The following is a 19,999-nucleotide window of genomic DNA, read 5'->3' as shown; positions in this document are numbered from 1 at the left end:
GCGCGGTCCGTCGGCTGGTGCGAGGTTGCGCGCTCCGTGCGCCGCTACAAGCTCGCACCGAGCGGGCAACCTCGCACCACTCGAACAAGCGCGCACCGTGCGACCAGGGCCGGCCGGCCGAACACCCGAATCACCCGCCCCGCACCCACCACCCCACCACGCCACCTACCCTTGACGCGTGGCACATCTCCTCGGCGCCGAGAACCTGCATCTCGAGTTCCCCACCAAGGTCGTCTTCGACAACGTCACCCTCGGCATCGACGAGGGTGACCGGATCGGCGTCGTCGGCCGGAACGGCGACGGCAAGTCGACCCTCCTCGCACTGCTGTCCCAGCGCCTCGAGCCGGACGGCGGCCGCGTCACGCACCGCCGCGGGCTGACCATCGGGTACCTGGACCAGCGCGACATCCTGCCCGAGGGCGCGACCGTCGGCAGTACCGTCGTCGGCGACCTCGAGGAGCACGAGTGGGCCGGTGACCCGAAGATCCGCGACATCATCGGCGGCTTGGTCTCCGACATCCCGTGGGACGTCAGCGTCGACGAGCTGTCCGGTGGGCAGCGTCGCCGCGTGGCACTCGCGCGGCTGCTGGTCGGCGACTGGGACGTCCTGTTCCTGGACGAGCCGACCAACCACCTGGACGTCGAGGGCATCGAGTGGCTCGCCGGGCACATCAACCGCCGCTGGTCGTCGAACCAGGGCGGCATGGTCGTCGTGACGCACGACCGGTGGTTCCTCGACGCGGTGTCGACCGACACGTGGGAGGTCCACGACGGCGTCGTCGACCCCTTCGAGGGTGGCTACGCCGCGTACATCCTGCAGCGCGTCGAGCGTGACCGGCAGGCTGCCACGATCGAGCAGCGCCGGCAGAACCTGGCCCGCAAGGAGCTCGCGTGGCTCCGCCGCGGCGCCCCGGCCCGCACGAGCAAGCCGAAGTTCCGCATCGACGCGGCGAACGCCCTGATCGACGACGTCCCGCCGATCCGCGACACCGTCGCGCTGTCCCGGACGGCGACCGCGCGCCTCGGCAAGGACGTCGTCGACCTGCTCGACGTGAGCGTCTCGTTCGACGGCACGCAGATCCTCGACCGCATCGAGTGGCGCATCGCACCGGGGGAGCGGACCGGCATCCTCGGCCCGAACGGCGCCGGCAAGTCCACGCTGCTCAACCTGGTCTCCGGCCGTCTGCAGCCGACGAGCGGACGGGTGAAGACCGGCAAGACCGTGCAGGTCGCGGTGCTCGACCAGCAGCTCGCCGACCTGCAGCAGTTCGCCGACGACCGCGTGCGCGAGGTGGTGGCCCGCAAGAAGACGAGCTACGTCGCCGACGGCAAGGAGATGACGCCGTCGCAGCTGCTCGAGCGGCTCGGCTTCACCTCGGAGCAGCTCTCCACGCCGGTCAAGGACCTGTCCGGTGGGCAGAAGCGGCGTCTGCAGCTCATGCTCATCCTGCTCGACGAGCCGAACGTGCTCATCCTCGACGAGCCCACCAACGACCTCGACACCGACATGCTCGCCGCCATGGAGGACCTGCTCGACACCTGGCCCGGCACCCTGCTGGTCGTCAGCCACGACCGGTACCTGCTCGAGCGCGTCACCGACCAGCAGTACGCCGTGCTCGGCGGGCACCTGCGCCACCTGCCCGGCGGCGTCGACGAGTACATGCGTCTGCGCGAGGCCGGCACCGGTGGCGGGACCGCCTCTGCGGCTGCCGCCGCGTCTGCCGGGAGGCCCGACACCGTCGGCGGGACCGGCTCGGCCGGTGCCGTGGCCGGGTCCAAGGCTGCCGGTGCGTCCGCCATGTCGGGAGCGGACCGGCGGACGGCCGAGAAGGAGATGTCGGCGCTCGACCGGAAGATCGCGAAGGTCGGCGCGGACCGCAAGAAGCTGCTCGACCAGTTCGCGACGCACGACCAGTCCGACTACGCCGGGCTCGGCGAACTGCAGGCGAAGCTCGGTGCGCTCGAGGCCGAGGTCGAGCAGCTCGAGGAGCGCTGGCTCGAGGTCGCTGAGCTGCTCGGGGTCTGAGTCGGTCTACTCGACGGACGCGGGGTCGACCGCGTCCTGGCCGCTGTCCGCCGGTGTGGCGTCCTCGGGCGCCCCGCCGCCGGGGTTCGCCACGACCTCCCACAGGTGGCCGTCCGGGTCCTGGAAGAAGCCGGACCACATGCCCCACGGGCGTGTGTACGGCGGTTCCGGCATCGTGGCGCCCGCTGCCTGCGCCCGCTCGAGGAACCTCTCGGCCTCGGCCTGGCTGCTCGTGAAGTGCCCGATCGTGCTGCTCGGTGCCGTGGCCAGCTGCACGCCGGAGTCCTTCGCCATGTCGTCCCGGCCGTAGACGCTGACGATCAGCCCGTCGTCGAGGGTGAACATCGCCGTGGTGCCGCCGGCCTGCGTCTCGGTGGCGGGGTACTCGGTGCCGATGACGCCGCTGCCCTCGATGCCGAGCAGGGCACGGTAGAACTCGGCCGATCGAGCGACGTCGGCGACGGCGAGGGTGATGGCGTGCATGCGCCGCACGCTACGCCGGGGCCGCTCGGCCCGTGCCACGCTTTCGGTCAGTCCCCGAGACCCAGGATGAGTCGGCGGAGCAGCCCGGCCAACTGGCCCTGCTCGTCGGCGGAGACCCCGGACAGGATGTCGCGCTCGGCGGCCAGCAGGTCCGCGATCGCCGCGTCCACCGCCACCCGGCCCTTGCCCGTCAGCGAGACGAGGATGCCGCGGCCGTCCTTCGGGTCGGTCCGACGCCCCACGAAGCCGCGGGCCGCAAGACGGTCCACCCGGTTCGTCATCGTGCCGCTCGACACCAGGGTCTGCTGCAGCAGGGTCTTCGGGCTCAGCTCGTACGGCTCACCCGCGCGCCGCAGGGCCGACAGGACGTCGAACTCCCACGGCTCCATGTCGCTCGCGTCGAACGCCGTCCGCCTGGCACGGTCCAGATGTCGGGCGAGCCGGTCCACGCGGGACAGGACCTCGAGCGGGCCGAAGTCGAGGTCGGCACGCTCACGACCCCACGCCGCGACGATGCGATCGACCTCGTCCTCATGCGGCATCCCTCCATCTTGGCCGAACCCGGAGCGGACAGCCAGCCTCGTCGGTCGTGGGAGGATGGAGGAGCACCTCCGGGTGCGTTCCGCCTTGGTGTAATGGCAGCACGACGGCCTTTGGTGCCGTTAGGTCCGGGTTCGAATCCTGGAGGCGGAGCAACTCCGCGCTGACCGGTCGCATCTTCGCTGCTCAGTTCGAGCACCCCGACCGCAGGGGCGAGTGCGCTGCACCTGTCCAGGGATTGCCCGGAAGTGGTTCCTTCTGGTTGCTCTCCATCACTATAGTGATGTACGCGTCACTATAGTGATGCTGGATGACCGAGGTGAGGAGGGCGTCGTGCAGCTGCAGAGCCCGTTCGCGGCGTTGTCGAGCGGCCTCGATGGTGACGTTCTGATGGTGCTGAGCGGCCTGTCGGACCGACCCTTCACGGTGTCCGCGGTCCAGCGGCTCGTGCCCGGAGGCCGTTCGCGAAACGGCGTGAAGAAGGTGCTTGACCGTCTGACGGAGCAGGGCATCGTTGTGTTCGACGACATCGGCGGCGTGAGCACGTACGCGCTCAACCGAGACCATCTCCTCGCGTCGGCGGTCCTCGAGGTCGCCGGAGCCCGTACCCGCTTCCTCGACAGGGTCCGCGGGGAGATCGCATCGATGCCGGTCCGCTACGCAGCGTTGTTCGGCTCGGCCGCGCGAGGTGCGATGCGACCGGACAGCGACATCGATCTGTTCTTCGCCGTGGATGCCGTTTCGCGGACGGATGCTGAGGACCGCATCTACGACCTCACCATTGCCGTTCACCGGTGGACCGGCAACCAGGTGAACCCCATCGTGTACGACGTCTCGGGGGTCAGCCCCGATGACCCGCTCATCGGTTCCATCGCGAGTGAGGGCATTCCCCTCGTGGAAGACCGCCGATGGCTCCAAGCCCACCTCAGGAAGGCCGCACGTTGACTCCACCGAGACTGCCGTCGACCACTGACGGCGACAACGCTTTCATGCGCGGTCGGCTCGAGAAGGCCAAGGGCTTCCTCGAGTCAGCCGAGACGCTGTTCGAGTTCGGTGCCGAGGACGGGACCCTGGTTCCGACGTCCCCTCATGCCGACTCCTTCGTCGACCTGTGCGTCGACGCAGGGATCGCCGCGGCAGACGCCATCTGCATCGGCAGGACCGGAAGGTACAGCAGCGGGGCGAGCCACAACGACGGCGTCTCGATCCTGCAGGATGCGACAGACCGGCCGATTGCGAAGCACCTCGAGACGCTCGTTCGGGTCAAGAACAAGGCGGCCTACAGCGCGAGGTCAGTAGACGCATCGGACATCCACAATGCCGGTGCGGCCGCCCGCGCACTCGTTGCCGTCGCGGAGGATCTGGTCTGACAGCTCACCGTTCGACGCGGACCCGAAAGCATCTTCTCTGTGGAGTGTTATCGCTGTGAAGGTATGCTCTTCGTGAGGCGGCAACTCGCCGCCCCACGAGCAGAGGACCACCCATGGCGACCACGCCGCACCACCGCCCACGCGTCCTGATCACCGGCGCGAGCGTCGCGGGCCCCGCGCTGGCGTGGGGACTCGACCGATCGGGCTTCGATGTCACGCTGCTCGAGCGGTCGCCGGAGCAGCGGACCACCGGCCAGAACATCGACGTCCGGGGACTCGGGCGCGAGGTCCTCGAGCGCATGGGCCTCCGCGACACGGTGATGCAGCACCTCACCGGCGAAGCGGGCACACGGTACGTGGACCAGCACGGCACCCCGTACGCCACGTTTCCGAAGACCGAGGGCCAGGACGGTCCGACTGCCGAGATCGAGATCCTGCGGGGCACGTTCGCCGGGATCCTCGTCGATGCGCTGCCGGACACGATCGACCGCCGCTACGGGGACTTCGTCGTGGGCGCCGAACAGGACGGCACCGGGGTGAACGTCCGCTACGACAGCGGCGCTCCGGAGCGGTTCGACCTGGTCGTCGTCGCCGAGGGCCGCAGCTCGCGCACCCGTCGGATCCTGTTCGCCGACGAGACGGAGTACCGCGACCACGGCGTCAGCATCGCCTACGGCACGCTCGACCGGATCGGCAGCGACACCGACCACTGGGACTGGTACACGGCGCCGCGTGGACGTGTCGCGTCGATCCGGCCCGACAACGAGGGGACGATCCGGGCCAGCGTGTCCTTCGAGTCGGAGCCGATGGGCTTCGAGCAGCTCCCCGTCGACGTGCAGCTGCGGATCCTGCGCGAGCGCTTCCGGGGCGCAGGGTGGCAGACGGAGCGGATCCTCGACGGGTTCAGCGAGCGGTCTGACGAGTTCTACACGCAGCGGATGGAACAGGTCGTGGTGTCGCGATGGAGCAAGGGCCGGATCGCGCTGCTCGGTGACGCGGCCTGGGGCTCCGGGCCGACCGGCATGGGCACGACGCTGTCCCTGGTCGGCGCGCACATCCTGGCCGGGGAACTCGCACGGACGATCGAGCCGGCCGTCGGCGCTGATCACGGGTACTCGATCGCGGATGCCTTCGCGCGCTACGAGGAGATGCTCCGCGGGTACGCCGACAGCGCCCAGGGGCTTCCGCGCGGCGGTGCGCGCCTGCTGCACCCGTCGTCGAAGGTGGGCGTCCGCGCGGTGCGGGCGGCGCTCCGGGTGGCGTCTCTCGGTCCGGTCCGCGGCTTCGCCCAGAAGTACCTGCTGACGAGCGAGAAGCACGTCCCCGTCCTGCCGCACTACCCGACACTGCAGGGGGCCCGGAAGGCGGCAGAATCGATCGCATGACCGACCTGCGCTCCCAGACCCTCGAGGCGCTCCGCCACTACGCCGTCCGGTACCAGGAGTCGGCGCTCGACTTCGCAGCATGGATGGAGCTGCCGACCTCGGACGGCGTCGCGCTGGGGGAGATCCTCTGGGCGGAGACCGAGGGCGAGCCGATGACGGGCACGCGGCTCGCCCGGCGGATCGGGATGACCTCGGGTGCGGCGAACGCGTTGGTCAATCGACTGGAGGAGCGTGGCTTGATCGTGCGGAGCCGCGAGAGCGCGGACCGTCGGGTCGTCACCCTCCGCGTCACCGATCTCACCCGGGAACGCAGCAGTGGGTTCCTCGGGTCACGTGCCGCGGAGCTCGACGAGGCGATCGGTTCGTACGACGACGACACGTTGATGGTGGTCCGCGACTTCCTGCTCCGCTTCGCCGCGGTCCTGCCGCAGGAGACCGCCCCGACGAAGCACTGACGGAACCGGTGCGGTCAGCCGCTCGTCACCACGAACTCGGCGCGTAGTCCTTCAGGAAGACACCGAACACGTCCTCGCCCGCTTCGCCCCGGACGATCGGGTCGTAGACACGGGCTGCCCCGTCGACCAGGTCGAGCGGCGCGTGGAAGCCCTCTTCGGCGAGTCGGACCTTGGTCGGGTGCGGCCGTTCGTCGGTGATCCAGCCGGTGTCGACGCTCGTCATCAGGATGTTGTCGGTCTCGAACATCTCCTGCGCGCTCGTGCGGGTGAGCATGTTCACGGCGGCCTTCGCCATGTTCGTGTGCGGGTGCCCCGGCCCCTTGTAGGCGCGGCCGAACACCCCTTCCATGGCGCTGACGTTCACCACGTAGGTGCGGCGTCCCGTGCTCGCGGCCATCGCGGGGCGGAGCTTCGAGATGAGGATGAACGGCGCCGTGGTGTTGGCCAGCTGGACCTCGAGCATCTCGAGGGGGTCGACCTCGTCGACCTGCTGGGTCCACGAGTTCTCGTCGTGCAGGTCGGGGACCAGGCCGCCGGCGTCGATGGCGGTGCCCAGGGCGAGCCGTTCGAGCGAGCTCGATCCGGGCGCCATCGCCTGTTCGGTCAGCTCGTCGGCTCGGGCTGCGGCGGCCGCGAGGATCGGGTGCGCGGCCACCGAGCGGGCGAGCGCCAGCGGGTGCTGGTCGTTCGTGTGCCCGAAGGTCACGAGTTCGGGCAGCGGTCCGTCGGGCAGCGGCGCGAGTTCCGCGTCGACCAGCGGCTGGTAGGCCCCGGTCGACCGGCGCACGGTCTGCGTGGCGTTGTTGATCAGGATGTCGAGGGGGCCGGACGCGGCGACGTCCTCGGCGAGCCCGATCACCTGGGCGGGGTCACGCAGGTCGATGCCGACGACCTTCAGGCGGTCCATCCAGTCGGCGGAGTCGGGCAGGCTCGCGAACCGGCGCACCGCGTCGCGGGGGAACCGCGTGGTGATGGTGGTGTGGGCCCCGTCGCGCAGCAGCCGGAGGGCGATGTACATGCCGATCTTCGCGCGACCGCCCGTGAGCAGCGCCCGCTTGCCGGTCAGGTCCGTCCGGGCGTCGCGCTTCGCGTGGCTCATGCGAGCGCACGCCGGGCAGAGCTGGTGGTAGAACGCGTCGACGACCGTGTAGTGCTGCTTGCACATGTAGCAGGGCCGTGACTTCAGCAGGGTGCCCGCGGTCGTCGATGCGGTCGAGGCGCTGATCAGGACACCGCGGGTCTCGTCGTCGATCCGGTCGGCGGCCCCGGTGGCGGTGGCGGCGATCACCCGGCGGTCGGCCTCGGCGATGACGCCGCGCTTCTCGAGACGGTGCGCACGCTTGACGGCCTTGAACATCTTCGCGGTGGCCTGCCGGACCCGGATGAAGTCCGGGTGCGTCTCGTCGATCGACGGCAGCTGCTCGAGGACCCGGAGCGCGACGGTCAGGTCGTCGGGGTCGATGCCGCTGGGTTCGGGGTGCTCGGAGCTCACACGCGATCCTACGTCGGGACCGACCACCGGTCAGACGAGCTGCTGCTCCATGCACACGCTCGTCGGGTCGTCGACGTAGGGGCCGAACCGGGGGATGTCCGCGTACCCGGCCTTCCGGTACAGCGCGATGGCCGCGGCCTGCGGCAGACCGGTCTCGAGCCGGACGGTCCCGATGCCGACCGCGCGGGCCCGGTCGTGCAGGGCGTCGAGCAGCCGCGTCCCCACGCCGAGCCCACGCGCGGCGTCGCTCACGAACATGCGCTTGACCTCGCCGGTGCCGTCGCCGGCGTCGACGAGCGCCACCGTGCCGAGGGCGGTGCCGTCCTCGCGCGCCACCAGGAACGTGACGTCGGGTTGGTCCAGGTCGTCGACGTCCAGCGCGTGGTAGTTCTCGGCCGCGTACAGGCTCAGTCCGTAGTCGTCACCCTGCTGCAGCAGGTGCAGGACGTCATCCTGTCGGGGGCTCTCGATCCGCACGGTCAGCACCGTCACACAGTAGCGAGGACGACGAGAACAGTGGGCAGACGAGGCCCCCGGCCGACGGCGATCAGACCAGGAGCCCCTCGCTGACCTCCCACAGCCGCCGGGCATCGTCGGCGTCGAGCATCGCCGAGTTCGCGTCCGACGGGATGCGGTCCGCGGTCAGGGGCAGGACCCGGTCGTCGATCACGGCGACGTCGCTGTCCTTCAGGTAGACCCCGCCGACGCCGTCGAGCAGCGGGCTCGCGGCGCCGAACACGAGCGTCGCGGCGCCCTGCTCGACGGTCTTCTTGCCGACCTCGGGGTCGATGACGGTCACCCCGTGGTCGTCGACCAGTCCCTGCTCGCGGTAGGAGGCGATCCGAGAAGCGTCGTGCGGTCCGGGTCCGATGATCACGCCCGGGTGCGCGGCGAAGGCGCGGATGCCCTGGTCGGCGTACCGGCGGTCGAGCTCCACCGTGAACAGGACGTTCGCCCGCTTCGATTGCCCGTACGCGCTGACCGGGTCGTACCCGTGGGTGAACGTCAGGTCGTCCCACCGGATCTGCCCGAACCGCGCCGCACCGGACGTGACGGTCAGGACCCGCGCACCACGGGCCTCCAGGAGGGCGGGGAGGAGCGCCCGCGTGAGCTGGAAGTGCCCGAGGTGCGTCGTCGAGAACGCCAGTTCGTTGCCGCGGCCGTCGAGCCGGCGGTCCGGGGTGAAGAGCATCGCGGCACTGTTCACGAGCATGTGCAGCGGGCGGCCGGAGGCCGACCAGCGCGCGGCGAAGGCGTCGACCGACGACGGGTCGGTGAGGTCGAGGGCCTCGACGCGGATGCCCGGGATGTGGGCGACTGCTGCGGATGCCCGGTCGACGTCACGGGAGGCAACCGTGACGTCGGCGCCGGCCGCCGCGAGGGCGCGGCTGGTCTCGCGGCCGAGGCGGCTGTGTCCGCCGGTCACGACGACGTTCCGGCCGGTCAGGTCGACGCCGTGCAGGACGTCGGCGGCGGTGGACGCGGCGGTGAAGCCGCTGGGCAGGGGGTGCTGGTCGGTGATCACGAGTGGTGCTCCTTCGATTCGATGTGGCCGACGGCGGCAGCGGGGCCGGCCGCGACCGCGGCAGCAGAGCCGGCCGCGGCGGCGGCAGCAGGGCCGACGGCATCGGCGATCGCCGACCACGCGTCGGGGTCGAGGCCGAGCTCGGTCCGGAGGAACGCCGTCGTGGTGTGGCGGACGAGGTCCACACGCTCGGGGCTCTCGTCCGTGGTGGTGGTCGACTCGTAGTCCTGGATCCCGCCGAGCAGGTGCTCGCCGCCGTGGAGTGTCACCAGGTGCCGTGCGCCGGGGCTCAGGTGGTAGACGTCGGTGAACCAGTCCGGGCCCCGCGTCGAGAGCTGGGACTGGTCGTGGTCGCCGGCGACGACCAGTGACGGGGTGTGCAGCTGGCTGAAGTCGGGGCTCATGAACGCGAAGTGCTCCTGCGCGAACGGCGCGAGGTCGCCGCGCGCGATCCCGGTGGTGGACAGCAGGACCCCGGCGCGCACGCGGTGGTCGGTGCGGTCCTCGCCCGGCCGCCCGTCGGCGTCCAGGACGCGGGCCCCGAGCAGCATGCCCACGGACTGTCCGCCCCACGAGTGTCCGACCGCGGCGAGGCGTGCGGTGTCGACGCGCCCGCTCAGGCCGGGGACCGCGTCGATGATCTGGTCGAGGTCGTCGAGCACCCGCTCGAGGTCGTCGACGCGGGTCTGCCAGATGGTCGGGTAGCGCGGGTCGTCGAGCGTCAGCCCGTAGGCCTTCGCGTCGAGGAAGGTCGGTTGGACGACGACGAAGCCGTTCGCGGTCCAGTGGTCGACCAGGGGGTCGCCGGCGGTCATGGACTGGCCGAAGCCGTGGGCGAAGACGATGACGGGCAGGTCCGTTCCGGTCGTCGGTGCGGTGATCCGGACCTCGAGGTCCTGACCGCGCGAGGGTGCGGGGAGTGTGACGGGGCGCACGCTGATGACCTGTGGTCGGGGTGCTGTGGGTGCCATGCGGGGCCTTTCCGGGATGCCGTGTCGCCCGAGGACGGAGCGACTGTCGCCCGAAACGGAGCGACGTTCCGGAACGATACGGAACAACGATCCGGATTGCAAGGGGAAGCGGAGCATCGTTCCGCATCGCGTCGTTGTCGTGCGATGATCGACGCATGAGCACCCCGTCGACCGACCCCGCGCCGCGTCGCCGTCGCGACGTCGAGCGCAACGAGCGCACGATCCTCGACGCCGCTGCCGCGGTCTTCGCAGCTTCGGGCGTCGGCGCACCGGTGCGCGAGGTCGCCACCGCCGCGGGGGTCGGGGTGGGCACGCTCTACCGGCACTTCCCGACCCGTTCGGACCTGGTCGTCGCCGTCTACCGGCACCAGATCGAGGCCCTGGTCGACGCGGGGCCTGCGCTGCTCGGCTCGGAGCCGACGCCGTTCGCCGCCCTGCTGCGCTGGGTGCACCAGTTCGTCGACTTCCTCGGCACCAAGCACGGTCTGGCGCGCGTCTGGGAGGGCGACGCCGACGGCTTCACGGCGCTGCACACCCTGTTCGTCGACGAGCTCGTGCCCGTGCTCGGCCGGCTGCTCGACGCTGCGCGGGCGTCCGGCGAGGTGGTCGCGCCGACCCCGCCGTACCAGCTGCTCCGGGCCGTCGGTGACCTGGTGGCGTGGAGTCCCCAGGACCCCGACTACGACGTCCGGACGATCGTGACCCTCCTGGTCACCGGGCTGCGACAGGCGCAGCCGACGGCGACCGACAGCGCGTAGCCGGCCACGTGCACTGGTCGCGACCGGCACCGGACTGGAGGCGCGGGGCGGGCCCGTCACGGGCCTCCCGTCCGGCATCGTGACCGTCTCGGGCCGCACCAGCGCCGTCGGGGCCGGTCCGGGCCCTACGATCGTCCCGACGAAGGGGGGCCACCATGACGGAACTGGCGGACTGGGAGACCGAGGGGGCCAGGGCTCGTCCGGCTCGACCGGGTGACCACGAACCGGCGCCGGCCGCGCTGCGGGCCGTGACGATCATCGGGGTGTTGTTCCTGATCGCCGCGGGCTGCGTGTTCGTCGCGACGGCGTTCCTCCCCACGTCCGACGAGACGGCCGTGCCGGACAGCCTTCGACTGCTGATGGCGACGGTCGTGTCGGTCGGCATCGCCGTGGTCGGCGTGGTCGCCCTGCTGCTCCGACTCGTCGCCGGGGTGCTCGTCCGCCGCTGACGGCCGGCTCAGCGTCGGCCCGGCTCCGCGGGGTCGGACTCGGTGTCCCCGTGCTCCGGCAGCACGTCGACGTCGGTGACCGTGTACCCGAGCGGCACTTGGCCCAGCGCGAGCAGGAGCGCCGTCCGCCGGTCGTCGTGCTCGGTCTCGATCACCCGCCGCTCGGTCGGGACGACGACGAGTCGGACACGGTGCGTCACGGTTGCCCCCATGCTGCGGTGCCGCGCAGGCGACGCCCGGCGTGCTGACCACGTCGCCGACGCAGCAGCAGGTGGCGGACCGCGAGCAGGTGCGGGAACTCGACGAGCATGCCGACGACGATCGCCGTGGTGACCAGCGGCTGGTGGGGGAGCGCGGCGCTCGTCAGCCCGATCATCAGGGGTGCGTTGCGGGCCGCCGTCGTCATCGCGAGCAACGCCGACCGCGGGTACGACAGGGCGGCGAGGCGTGACGCCCACTCGGCCGCGCCGAACATGACGGCGAAGAAGACCACCGCGCACCCCAGCACGGCGACGAACACCGGCAGATTCGCCAGCAGCAGCCCGATGTGCGAGGCGAAGAGCCCGGCGACCATCGCGCCCACGATCCAGGGGACCGCGCGGCCGGGCAGGGCGGCGGCGCGGGCTCGAGCGCCGTCCGGCAGGAGCGCGACCCCGAGGCGGATCACCACGGCGATCGCGGCGGGCAGGACGAACCACTGCAGCAGGGTGCCGACGGTCCCCACGGCGTCGATACCGGCGTTGCCGCCCAGGACCGTGATCCACACCGGGAAGAGCAGCAGCTGGGTGACCATGTTGATCGGCAGCAGGGTCGCCCCCACGGCGGTGTCCCCGTCGCTCAGGCGGGTGAACGCCAGGAACCAGTCGGTGCAGGGCGCCAGGAAGTACAGCATCACGCCGAGCTGCACGGCCGGGTGTCCGGGCAGGGCCACGCGGGTGAGCAGGAACGCGACGAGCGGGGCGAGCAGGAAGTTCATGCTCCAGGCGATGCCGATGACCTTCCAGGCGCCGGGCGTCCGTGGCAGGCGGTGCAGGGGGACGTCGACGAACAGGGCGACGACCAGGGTGATCACCAACGCGTCCACCACCGAGCCCATCGCGTCGCCGGCCGAGGGCGAGACGCCGCCGATCACCGACCCGAGCAGGATGGCGCCGCCGACGATCGCGGGGGTGGCCCAGAGTCGTGCACCGGCGGGGCGGGCGGCCCGCTGTGCCGGCATCAGCACGCGCATTCGACACCGCAGCAGCTCAGGTCGTCGGTGAGCATCCCGGCGTCGTCCCACTCCTGCAGGGCGCCGCAGTCGCGCCCTGCTCGTTCGCCGATGACGCGGGCGACGTGGGCGAACCGCTGCCGGAACTTGTACACGAAGCAGAACTGCAGCCCACCGTGCCGGAGCGCGGTGCCTGCCAGGAACAGCCCGGGCGTGGTGGTCGACTCGTCGTCCTCGGTGAGCAGCGGCCAGCCGTCCGCGCGGGTGTCGAACAGTCTAGCGACCGGCCCGAGCCCCGGGCCGTACCCGGTGGCGAGGATCGGTGGCGCGTCCGCGACCAGGGCGGTCCGTCCGGCGACGCCGACGGTGAACCCGTCTCCGGACCGCTTGATGCCGGTGACCTGGCCGTCGTCGACCAGGGTGAGGCGTCCGCTGGCCCGCGCGGCCCCGAGCCGTTGACGGGTCCGCGGGGCGAGGCGGAACGACGGGTCCGACCCGCTGCCGGCGTCCCAGGGGTGGGACGGGTCGACGACCGTCACCGTCGCCCCCTGTTCGACGTGGTGGCACGCCAGGTCGATGCCGGACTCGAAGCCCCCCACGACGACCACGTGGCCGGGCCGCGCCACCCAGGCTGCCTCGGCGGACGCGTGCACCCCGAGCGAGGTGCCGGCGCAGCGGGGCAGGATCGGGTCGGAGAACTCGCCGCCGGCCCAGACCACGTTCCGAGTGATGACGGGGCCGCGGCTCGTGGTCACGCGGAAGCCGTCGTCGTCCGGCTCGATGCGCTCGACCTCGGTGTCGAGCAGGGTCGGCAGGTGGAAGGCCGCGACGACGCCCCGCAGGTACCGGGCGTACTCGGGCCCGGACGGGTAGTCGGTCCCCAGGCTGTAGGCGGGTGAGGTGCGCGGGTGGACCGCGTTGAGGTCGGTCGCCCCGAACCCGTTGCCGGTGAAGGACGGCGTCAGGAACCGCTGGTGCTCCGGCCACCGACGGAACGTGTCCCCGACGACGCCGCGTTCGACGACGCCGAACAGCAGGCCGTCGACGGCGTGGAGTGCCAGGCCGGTGCCGACGCCGGCCGGTCCGGCTCCGACCACGAGGGCGTCGAGGGTCTCGGTGGGGTGTGGTGCTGGCATGGGGTCGGTCTTCCCAGCAGCTGCGGCTGCGTCGATGGAACGACCACCGTGGTGTGGTCGCTGCTCACCATCTTAGTGAGAACCGTTATCAACATGCCATCGCGGCATCAGCCGACCGGCGTCGAGTACAGGACCGCCAGGGTCGCCACCAGTCCGACGACCACGATGCCGAGGTCGAGCAGGGCCAGGGTGACGAGTCGGGTGCGCTGCGGCCGGACGGCGGCCCGCACCACGACCATCGTCACGAACAACACGATGACGAGCACGAGCGCCGGCCAGCCGATCGCCGGCGCCCGGATCGCCATGAGCACCATCACCGCGGCGACGATCACGGCCGTGACGGCTCCCCACACGAGCCAGTTCGAGCCCGACGCCGTCCGGAGTGCGGGCTGGTCGCCGACGCGGGTGGGATCGGGGCGGCGGGGCTGTTGGTCGGACACGAGCCGGACGGTACGCGGCGGCCCCTGCCCGTGCCCGCAGCCGCTCGGCCACGAGAGGATGGGGGTGTGCACACCGCCGCGACCATCCTCGACGCCGTCGTCCGGCACATCGACACCACCGGGATCGCCGCACACGGCATCCACGTGCGCACGCGGACTGCGGCTCCGGGCGCCGAGAGCACCGCGGACGACGTCGCCGAGCACCACTGGACCCCCGACGTCCGACGCGAGATCCACTCCGCCGCGAAGGGCGTCTGCGTCCTGGCCACCGGCATCGCGGCCGACGACGGCCTGGTGGACCTCGACGAACCGGTCGCGACGTCCCTGGTCGGCGCCGGCCTCGGTGCGGAGACCGACCTCGCGCTCGGCGACGGCGTCGACCGGGTCACCCTCCGCCACCTGCTCACCATGACCAGCGGGATCGACATGCCCTGGTCGGCGACCGAGCTGACGGACTGGCCGGACCTGGCGGCCGAGTTCCTGCGGCGACCGTCCCGCGGCCGGGTGTTCCAGTACGCGAACGCCAGCACCTACACGGCGATGCGCGTGCTCGAGACCCGGGTCGGCGACGTCGGCGCGTTCGTCACCGAGCGCCTGTTCGCGCCGCTCGGCATCCAGGACGTCGAGTGGCAACGCTGCCCGAACGGGTTCGTCGCAGCGGGCGAGGGACTGTCGCTCCGCACCGAGGAGCTCGCCCGCATCGGACGCCTGATCCGCGACCGCGGGGTCGTCGACGGACAGCGGATCGTCAGCGCGCGGTGGTGCGACGCGATGCACACCGACTGGGTGGAGCGCGAGGGCACCGGCCCCGGCTACGAGCGGTACGCGATGGCCGGGTGGGGTGGTCCCGGCCGACTCTGGCGGCTGCACGGTGCGTACGGTCAGATGCTGCTGTTCGACGAGACCGGGGCGGGCAACGACGCCGGCACCGTCGTCACCATCACTGCCGACGACCACTTCGGCGCCGACGCGCTCGCCGCCTTCGTCGCCGACGAGCTGGCCCGCCAGGACCCCCGCCGGTAGCGACCGCGACCATCCGACCTGCACGTCCGCGCGCGCCCGGCGTGGGAGGATCGATCAGTGCAGCAGCAACCCGTCGCGATCATCATCGCGGCCATGAGCGAAGAGGTCTCGGCCTTCGCCGACCTGTTCGGCGGTGTCCCCGTCCTCGACGGCCCCGTCGGTGGCCACGACCCGCACCAGCTGCTCGACATCGGCGGCGCCACGGTCGTCGTGCGCCGCAGCGGCATCGGCTTCACGAACGCCACGGCCGCCGTCGCGCACGGCTTCCACGACTTCGGCCCGGGCATCCCGGTGATCAGCGTCGGGACCGCCGGTGGGCTCATGCACGGTGTCGCCATCGGTGACGTCGTGGTCGGCGACCGGTACGTCAACCTCAACGCCGACGCCACCGCGTTCGGCTACGCCCTGGGCCAGGTCCCCGGCATGCCGACCGGCTACGCGCCGGACGCCCGGCTCGTCGAACTCGCGATGGGCGCCGACATCGCGTGGCCCCTGCGGTCGGCGACGATCGGCTCGAGCGAGGTCTTCGTGACCGAGGGTCGTGCCCGCGCGCTCCGGGTCGCGTTCCCCGAGGTGGCCGCGGTCGACATGGAGTCGGCCGCGATCGCGCAGTTCGCCCACGTGCACGACATGCCGTTCGTGTCGGTCCGGTGCATCAGCGACCTCTGCGCGCCGGACGGTGCCGAGTTCCGTGAGCACCTGGACGACGCCGCGGCACGCGCAGCGCGTGTGGTCCACGACCTGGTGCTCGGCCTGCGTTCCTGAGTCCGCCAGCGCGCTCCCTCAGCCAGCTCGCGTGCCGGCGCTCACGCGACGACTCCCACGGCACGGAGGCGTCGGACGGCGAGCCGGTCGGCGGCTCCGGGCGCGGCGCCGAGGGCGTGCGACGCGATCGTGACGTCGCAGTGACGGAGCAGACAGACGCCGGCGTCCCGTGTCTGCCCGCTGTGCCAGATCAGCCCGTCGCGGTGCTCCCACGCCAGGAAGTCCGGCTCGATGCGTCCGATCCCCACGCCGAAGCGCAGGAGGTCGGACATGGTCGACCAGATCCCGGCGGCCGGTGCGTAGGGACCTGATCCGACGGTCCAGGGTGCACGGGGACGGCCCCGCCACGACCGGAGCAGGGTTCGTCGTTCGGGTGCCGGGTCGAGGGTGGCGCTGGTGATGCCGAGCGGAGCCAGGACCGTCCGCTCGGCGACCGTGGACCATGCCTCCTGTGCGACGTGCTCGAGCAGCCGACCGAGCACCGCGTAGCCGAGGTTGGAGTAGTCCCGCTCACCCGGTGTCGTCGGGGTCTGGCGCAGCGCACGGGTGACGTCCGCCTCGGACACGTCCGCGTACGGGTCGCCGACGATCCCGGCCGACATGCCCTGGTGCACACGGGGCAGGCCCGAGCGGTGTCGGATCAAGTCGTCGACCGTGTAGGTGGCGTCGTCGGGGACGTCCGGTAACAGGTCCCGGGCGGGGGTGTCCCGTGGGATGTCCCGTTCAGCGAGGAGGACGAGCACGGCGGCGGCGGTCACGGTCTTCGTGACGCTCGCCCACTCCACCAGCGCGTCCGCTTCGTAGCGATCGCCGAGCTCTGCGGTGACGTCGCCCCCTGTGTCGATGATCACGGCTCGGTTCGCAGCGGCCACGCTCGTCCTCCTGATCTGGTCGAAGCCACCATGATCGCAGCCGGTCATGCGGGGGATCCTCGTTCGGCGTGGACGAGCACCAGGTGCCGGAGGGGCGCGATCCGGCCCTCGGCACGGCCGGAATTGCGTTCCACGGACGTTCCGGGACGGATCGCGAACTCGCCTCCGAGGCCCTCGCTAGCCTCCATCCCGGGGGGCCAAGGAACCACGGCCAATCACACAGGGAGATCAGCCATGAGCGCCTACACGAGCGACGAGAACGTCGAACCTGCACGCATCACCACCTTCAAGCGCGTCCGCAAGCAGTGGCGTCGGACGGGTGAGGTCGGCTACACGCACAGTGGAAGCGACTTCTTCCGCGACGACGCCCCGGAAGCGGTCCAGCGGTAACCAGCGGCAGCCACGAAGTGCCCGTCAGGAGCGATCCTGGCGGGCACTTCTGCATCAGCGACCGAGCTGGTCCCGCAGGTACGGGGCGGTCCGGCTGGTGGTCGAGGCGGCGACCTCGGCTGGCGTGCCGGAGGCGACCACCTGGCCACCCTCGACACCGCCGGACGGGCCCATGTCGATGACGTGGTCGGCGCTCGCGACGACGTCCATGGCGTGCTCCACCACGACGACCGTGTTGCCCGCGTCGGTCAGGCGGGCGAGCTGGGCGGTGAGCAGCTCGACGTCGGCCGGGTGCAGGCCGGTGGTGGGTTCGTCGAGCAGGTACAGGGTGTGGCCGGTCCGCGCACGCTGCAGTTCCGTGGCGAGCTTGATGCGCTGCGCCTCGCCGCCTGACAGCTCCGGAGCGGGCTGGCCGAGCCGCAGGTAGCCGAGCCCGACCTCGCGGAGGGTCTCGAGTCCGCGCCCGGCTGCGGGCAGGGATGCCAGGAACGGCGCCGCTTCGTCGACGGTCATGCCGAGGACGTCGGCGATGGACGCCCCGTTCCACCGGACCTCGAGCGTCTCGGCGGTGTAGCGGGAGCCGTGGCACTCGGGGCACGGGGCCCAGCTGCCGGGCAGGAAGAGGAGTTCGACGGACACCGACCCCTCGCCCTGGCAGACCTCGCACCGGCCGCCGGCGACGTTGAAGGAGAACCGCCCGGCGCCCCAACCGCGGGCCTTGGCCTCGTCGGTCTGGGCGAAGGCTGCCCGGACCGCGTCGAACAGGCCGGTGTAGGTGGCGAGGTTCGAGCGGGGCGTCCGGCCGATCGGCTTCTGGTCGACCTGCACGACGCGGTCGATGAGAGGGTGCGACGTCGCGACGCCGGGCAGCACGCCGCCGACGAGCGACGACTTGCCGGACCCGCTGACGCCGGTGACCGCGGTGAGGACACCGAGCGGCAGATCGACGTCGAGCCCACGGAGGTTGTGCAGGGTGAGGTCGCGGAGTTCGAGCGTGCCGATCGGGGTCCGGACGGCGCGGTCGGCGGTCGGCTGCCGGGGCTCCAGGAAGCGCCGGGTGACCGACGCCTCGACCTCGGCCAGGCCGGCGACCGGGCCGCTGTACAGGACGGTGCCGCCGCCGGTGCCCGCACGGGGGCCGACGTCGACGATCCAGTCGGCTCGGCGCACGATGCTCATGTCGTGTTCGACGACGAAGACGCTGTTGCCGCCGGCACGCAGGTCGTCGAGGACGTCGACGAGGGACTCGGCATCGGCGGGGTGCAGCCCGGCGCTCGGTTCGTCGAGTACGTAGACGACACCGAACAGGCCGGAGCGCAGCTGCGTCGCGATCCGCAGCCGCTGGCTCTCACCGGGGGAGAGCGTCGGGGTGGCGCGGTCGAGCGCGAGGTAGCCGAGACCCAGGCCGACCAGGACCTCGACGCGGGTGAGCAGGTCGCGGGAGATCGCCACGGCGACCTCGGTGTGCTCGCCGGACGATGCCCGCGACGTCGCCGCTGCCGCATCCGTGATCGCCGCGATCGGGCGCAGGACGTCGGCCAGGCCGGTCAGCGGCAGCGCGTTCAGCTCGGCGATCGAGTGGCCGCCGATCGTGACGGCGAGGGCGGCTCGGGTCAGGCCGGTGCCGCCGCACAGCCCGCACGGGCCGGACTCGACGAACGGCAGCACCTTCTTGCGCTGGGTCTCGCTCTGCGAGTCGGCGAGGGTGTGCAGGACGAACTGGCGGGCGCTCCAGAACCGACCCTTGTAGGGCTTCGCCACGCGGTCGCGCTTCGGCTGCACCTGCACGACGGGCTGTTCCTCGGTGAAGAGCAGCCAGTCGCGGTCCTTGCGCGACAGCTCGCGCCACGGGCGGTCGATGTCGTAGCCGAGCACGGCGGTGACGTCGCGCAGGTTCTTGCCCTGCCACGCACCGGGCCAGGCGGTGATCGCGCCGTCGCGGATGCTCAGCGACGGATCGTGCACGGCCGATGCCTCGGTGACCTCGTGCGCGGTCCCGATGCCGTGGCACCGGGGGCACGCGCCGGCGACGGTGTTCGGCGAGAAGGAGTCCGATTCGAGCCGGTCGGCGCCGGACGGGTACGTGCCGGCACGCGAGTAGAGCATGCGCATCGAGTTCGACAGCGTGGTCATGGTGCCGACGGTGGAACGGGAGCTCGGGGCACCGCGACGCTGCTGCAGGGCGACGGCGGGCGGCAGTCCGGTGATCGAGTCGACGTGCGGGGTGGAACCCTGCGCGATCAGCCGCCGCGCGTACGGGGCGACGGACTCGAGGAACCGGCGCTGGGCCTCGGCGAAGACGGTGCCGAAGGCGAGTGAGGACTTGCCGGAGCCGGAGACGCCGGTGAACGCGACGATCCGGTCGCGGGGGATGTCCACGTCGACGTCGCGCAGGTTGTTCTCGCGGGCACCACGGACGCGGATGAAGTCGTCCGGCCCGGGTCGGTCGTCGGTCTGGGTCGAGCGAGGAGCGGGCATTCGCTCGATCGTAGGCTCGGCCACTGGGAGAAGCGGTACCGCCGGCGGTACCGCGAACGACGAAGAGCCGCTCCGCCCTGATCGGCGGAGCGACTCTTCGCGTCGTGCGGTGTTGCGGCAGGTGTTACTTGATCTGTGCGGTGATGGTGGCGGTGCCGACGAGGAGGCCGCGCTTGACGGCGTCGGTGCCGAAGGTCTTGTTCAGCAGGCCGGCGGCGTCTTCGGAGATGT

At 71.6% G+C, this 19,999-nt stretch carries 22 protein-coding genes and 1 tRNA gene; 11 read left to right on the top strand and 12 right to left on the bottom strand.

Annotated features, from left to right (window positions below; genetic code table 11):
* Window positions 1-178: 178 nt before the first annotated feature.
* Entirely contained in the window at window positions 179-2,026 is a 1,848-nt protein-coding gene (locus DEJ02_RS16715; RefSeq protein ID WP_111033873.1) for an ABC-F family ATP-binding cassette domain-containing protein, read from the top strand.
* Window positions 2,027-2,032: 6 nt separating this feature from the next.
* On the opposite strand, the gene DEJ02_RS16710 is transcribed toward DEJ02_RS16715, so the two are convergent.
* The gene (locus DEJ02_RS16710; protein ID WP_146249327.1) at window positions 2,033-2,509 is read right to left on the bottom strand and encodes a VOC family protein; all 477 of its coding nucleotides are present in this window, start codon (window positions 2,507-2,509) and stop codon (window positions 2,033-2,035) included.
* Window positions 2,510-2,556: 47 nt separating this feature from the next.
* Window positions 2,557-3,051, bottom strand: a complete 495-nt coding sequence (locus DEJ02_RS16705; protein WP_027465090.1) for a MarR family winged helix-turn-helix transcriptional regulator — start codon at window positions 3,049-3,051, stop codon at window positions 2,557-2,559.
* 79 nt (window positions 3,052-3,130) lie between these two features.
* On the opposite strand from DEJ02_RS16705, the gene DEJ02_RS16700 reads away from it, so the two are divergent.
* The 5 genes from DEJ02_RS16700 to DEJ02_RS16680 all read left to right on the top strand — a co-directional run bounded on the left by DEJ02_RS16700 (window position 3,131) and on the right by DEJ02_RS16680 (window position 6,259).
* Window positions 3,131-3,202 (top strand) — tRNA-Gln (locus tag DEJ02_RS16700).
* A gap of 180 nt (window positions 3,203-3,382) precedes the next feature.
* The gene (locus tag DEJ02_RS16695; RefSeq protein ID WP_181433366.1) at window positions 3,383-3,994 is read left to right on the top strand and encodes a nucleotidyltransferase family protein; all 612 of its coding nucleotides are present in this window, start codon (window positions 3,383-3,385) and stop codon (window positions 3,992-3,994) included.
* A 44-nt stretch (window positions 3,995-4,038) separates the two neighbouring features.
* Window positions 4,039-4,419 carry a hypothetical protein gene (locus tag DEJ02_RS16690; RefSeq protein WP_111033870.1) on the top strand — a complete coding sequence of 127 codons (381 nt, stop codon included), beginning with the start codon at window positions 4,039-4,041 and terminating at the stop codon, window positions 4,417-4,419.
* Between the two features lie 113 nt (window positions 4,420-4,532).
* Window positions 4,533-5,804 carry an FAD-dependent monooxygenase gene (locus DEJ02_RS16685; RefSeq protein WP_111033869.1) on the top strand — a complete coding sequence of 424 codons (1,272 nt, stop codon included), beginning with the start codon at window positions 4,533-4,535 and terminating at the stop codon, window positions 5,802-5,804.
* A complete protein-coding gene (locus DEJ02_RS16680) occupies window positions 5,801-6,259 on the top strand; it encodes a MarR family winged helix-turn-helix transcriptional regulator (RefSeq protein WP_220038397.1) in 459 nt (152 codons plus the stop codon). Before DEJ02_RS16685 ends, DEJ02_RS16680 begins: the two co-directional genes overlap by 4 nt.
* A 25-nt stretch (window positions 6,260-6,284) precedes the next feature.
* Here the strand turns inward: DEJ02_RS16680 and DEJ02_RS16675 are convergent, their stop codons facing one another.
* The 4 genes from DEJ02_RS16675 to DEJ02_RS16660 form a co-directional block, all read right to left on the bottom strand.
* Entirely contained in the window at window positions 6,285-7,751 is a 1,467-nt protein-coding gene (locus DEJ02_RS16675) for an SDR family oxidoreductase (RefSeq protein ID WP_111030798.1), read from the bottom strand.
* Between the two features lie 30 nt (window positions 7,752-7,781).
* The gene (locus DEJ02_RS16670; protein WP_258373901.1) at window positions 7,782-8,237 is read right to left on the bottom strand and encodes a GNAT family N-acetyltransferase; all 456 of its coding nucleotides are present in this window, start codon (window positions 8,235-8,237) and stop codon (window positions 7,782-7,784) included.
* A gap of 61 nt (window positions 8,238-8,298) precedes the next feature.
* A complete protein-coding gene (locus tag DEJ02_RS16665) occupies window positions 8,299-9,276 on the bottom strand; it encodes an SDR family NAD(P)-dependent oxidoreductase (RefSeq protein ID WP_111033867.1) in 978 nt (325 codons plus the stop codon).
* Window positions 9,273-10,247, bottom strand: a complete 975-nt coding sequence (locus DEJ02_RS16660; protein ID WP_111033866.1) for a chlorophyllase — start codon at window positions 10,245-10,247, stop codon at window positions 9,273-9,275. The genes DEJ02_RS16665 and DEJ02_RS16660 overlap by 4 nt, the downstream gene beginning before the upstream one ends.
* 155 nt (window positions 10,248-10,402) lie before the next feature.
* Here DEJ02_RS16660 and DEJ02_RS16655 point away from each other — a divergent pair, with 155 nt between their 5' ends.
* Window positions 10,403-11,005 (top strand): TetR/AcrR family transcriptional regulator, encoded by a 603-nt coding sequence (locus DEJ02_RS16655; protein WP_111033865.1) that lies wholly within the window; start codon window positions 10,403-10,405, stop codon window positions 11,003-11,005.
* 155 nt (window positions 11,006-11,160) lie between these two features.
* Entirely contained in the window at window positions 11,161-11,454 is a 294-nt protein-coding gene (locus tag DEJ02_RS16650) for a hypothetical protein (RefSeq protein ID WP_111033864.1), read from the top strand.
* Between the two features lie 8 nt (window positions 11,455-11,462).
* On the opposite strand, the gene DEJ02_RS16645 is transcribed toward DEJ02_RS16650, so the two are convergent.
* The 4 genes from DEJ02_RS16645 to DEJ02_RS16630 all read right to left on the bottom strand — a co-directional run bounded on the left by DEJ02_RS16645 (window position 11,463) and on the right by DEJ02_RS16630 (window position 14,240).
* On the bottom strand, window positions 11,463-11,654 hold the full coding sequence (locus tag DEJ02_RS16645; protein WP_146243421.1) for a hypothetical protein: 192 nt from the start codon (window positions 11,652-11,654) through the stop codon (window positions 11,463-11,465).
* On the bottom strand, window positions 11,651-12,673 hold the full coding sequence (locus DEJ02_RS16640; protein WP_181440410.1) for an arsenic resistance protein: 1,023 nt from the start codon (window positions 12,671-12,673) through the stop codon (window positions 11,651-11,653). Before DEJ02_RS16640 ends, DEJ02_RS16645 begins: the two co-directional genes overlap by 4 nt.
* Window positions 12,673-13,800: an NAD(P)/FAD-dependent oxidoreductase gene (locus DEJ02_RS16635; protein WP_181440409.1), complete on the bottom strand. Its 1,128-nt coding sequence runs from the start codon at window positions 13,798-13,800 to the stop codon at window positions 12,673-12,675. Before DEJ02_RS16635 ends, DEJ02_RS16640 begins: the two co-directional genes overlap by 1 nt.
* 107 nt (window positions 13,801-13,907) lie before the next feature.
* On the bottom strand, window positions 13,908-14,240 hold the full coding sequence (locus tag DEJ02_RS16630; RefSeq protein ID WP_146249326.1) for a hypothetical protein: 333 nt from the start codon (window positions 14,238-14,240) through the stop codon (window positions 13,908-13,910).
* Between the two features lie 66 nt (window positions 14,241-14,306).
* On the opposite strand from DEJ02_RS16630, the gene DEJ02_RS16625 reads away from it, so the two are divergent.
* Window positions 14,307-15,263 carry a serine hydrolase gene (locus tag DEJ02_RS16625; protein ID WP_111033860.1) on the top strand — a complete coding sequence of 319 codons (957 nt, stop codon included), beginning with the start codon at window positions 14,307-14,309 and terminating at the stop codon, window positions 15,261-15,263.
* Window positions 15,264-15,320: 57 nt separating this feature from the next.
* Entirely contained in the window at window positions 15,321-16,028 is a 708-nt protein-coding gene (gene mtnN, locus DEJ02_RS16620) for a 5'-methylthioadenosine/S-adenosylhomocysteine nucleosidase (protein WP_110864380.1), read from the top strand.
* 41 nt (window positions 16,029-16,069) lie between these two features.
* Here the strand turns inward: mtnN and DEJ02_RS16615 are convergent, their stop codons facing one another.
* Window positions 16,070-16,948 carry a serine hydrolase gene (locus tag DEJ02_RS16615; protein ID WP_111033859.1) on the bottom strand — a complete coding sequence of 293 codons (879 nt, stop codon included), beginning with the start codon at window positions 16,946-16,948 and terminating at the stop codon, window positions 16,070-16,072.
* A gap of 186 nt (window positions 16,949-17,134) precedes the next feature.
* Here DEJ02_RS16615 and DEJ02_RS18570 point away from each other — a divergent pair, with 186 nt between their 5' ends.
* Window positions 17,135-17,290 carry a hypothetical protein gene (locus DEJ02_RS18570; protein ID WP_155896774.1) on the top strand — a complete coding sequence of 52 codons (156 nt, stop codon included), beginning with the start codon at window positions 17,135-17,137 and terminating at the stop codon, window positions 17,288-17,290.
* Between the two features lie 54 nt (window positions 17,291-17,344).
* Here the strand turns inward: DEJ02_RS18570 and DEJ02_RS16610 are convergent, their stop codons facing one another.
* Window positions 17,345-19,768, bottom strand: a complete 2,424-nt coding sequence (locus tag DEJ02_RS16610; RefSeq protein WP_111033858.1) for an excinuclease ABC subunit UvrA — start codon at window positions 19,766-19,768, stop codon at window positions 17,345-17,347.
* Between the last annotated feature and the right edge of the window lie 231 nt (window positions 19,769-19,999).

It is taken from the genome of Curtobacterium sp. MCLR17_042 (assembly GCF_003234695.1).
GTDB classification, from domain to species: domain Bacteria; phylum Actinomycetota; class Actinomycetes; order Actinomycetales; family Microbacteriaceae; genus Curtobacterium; species Curtobacterium flaccumfaciens.
The sequence above is the reverse complement of the archived record's forward strand: the minus strand, read 5'-3'. Positions and strand labels throughout refer to the sequence as shown.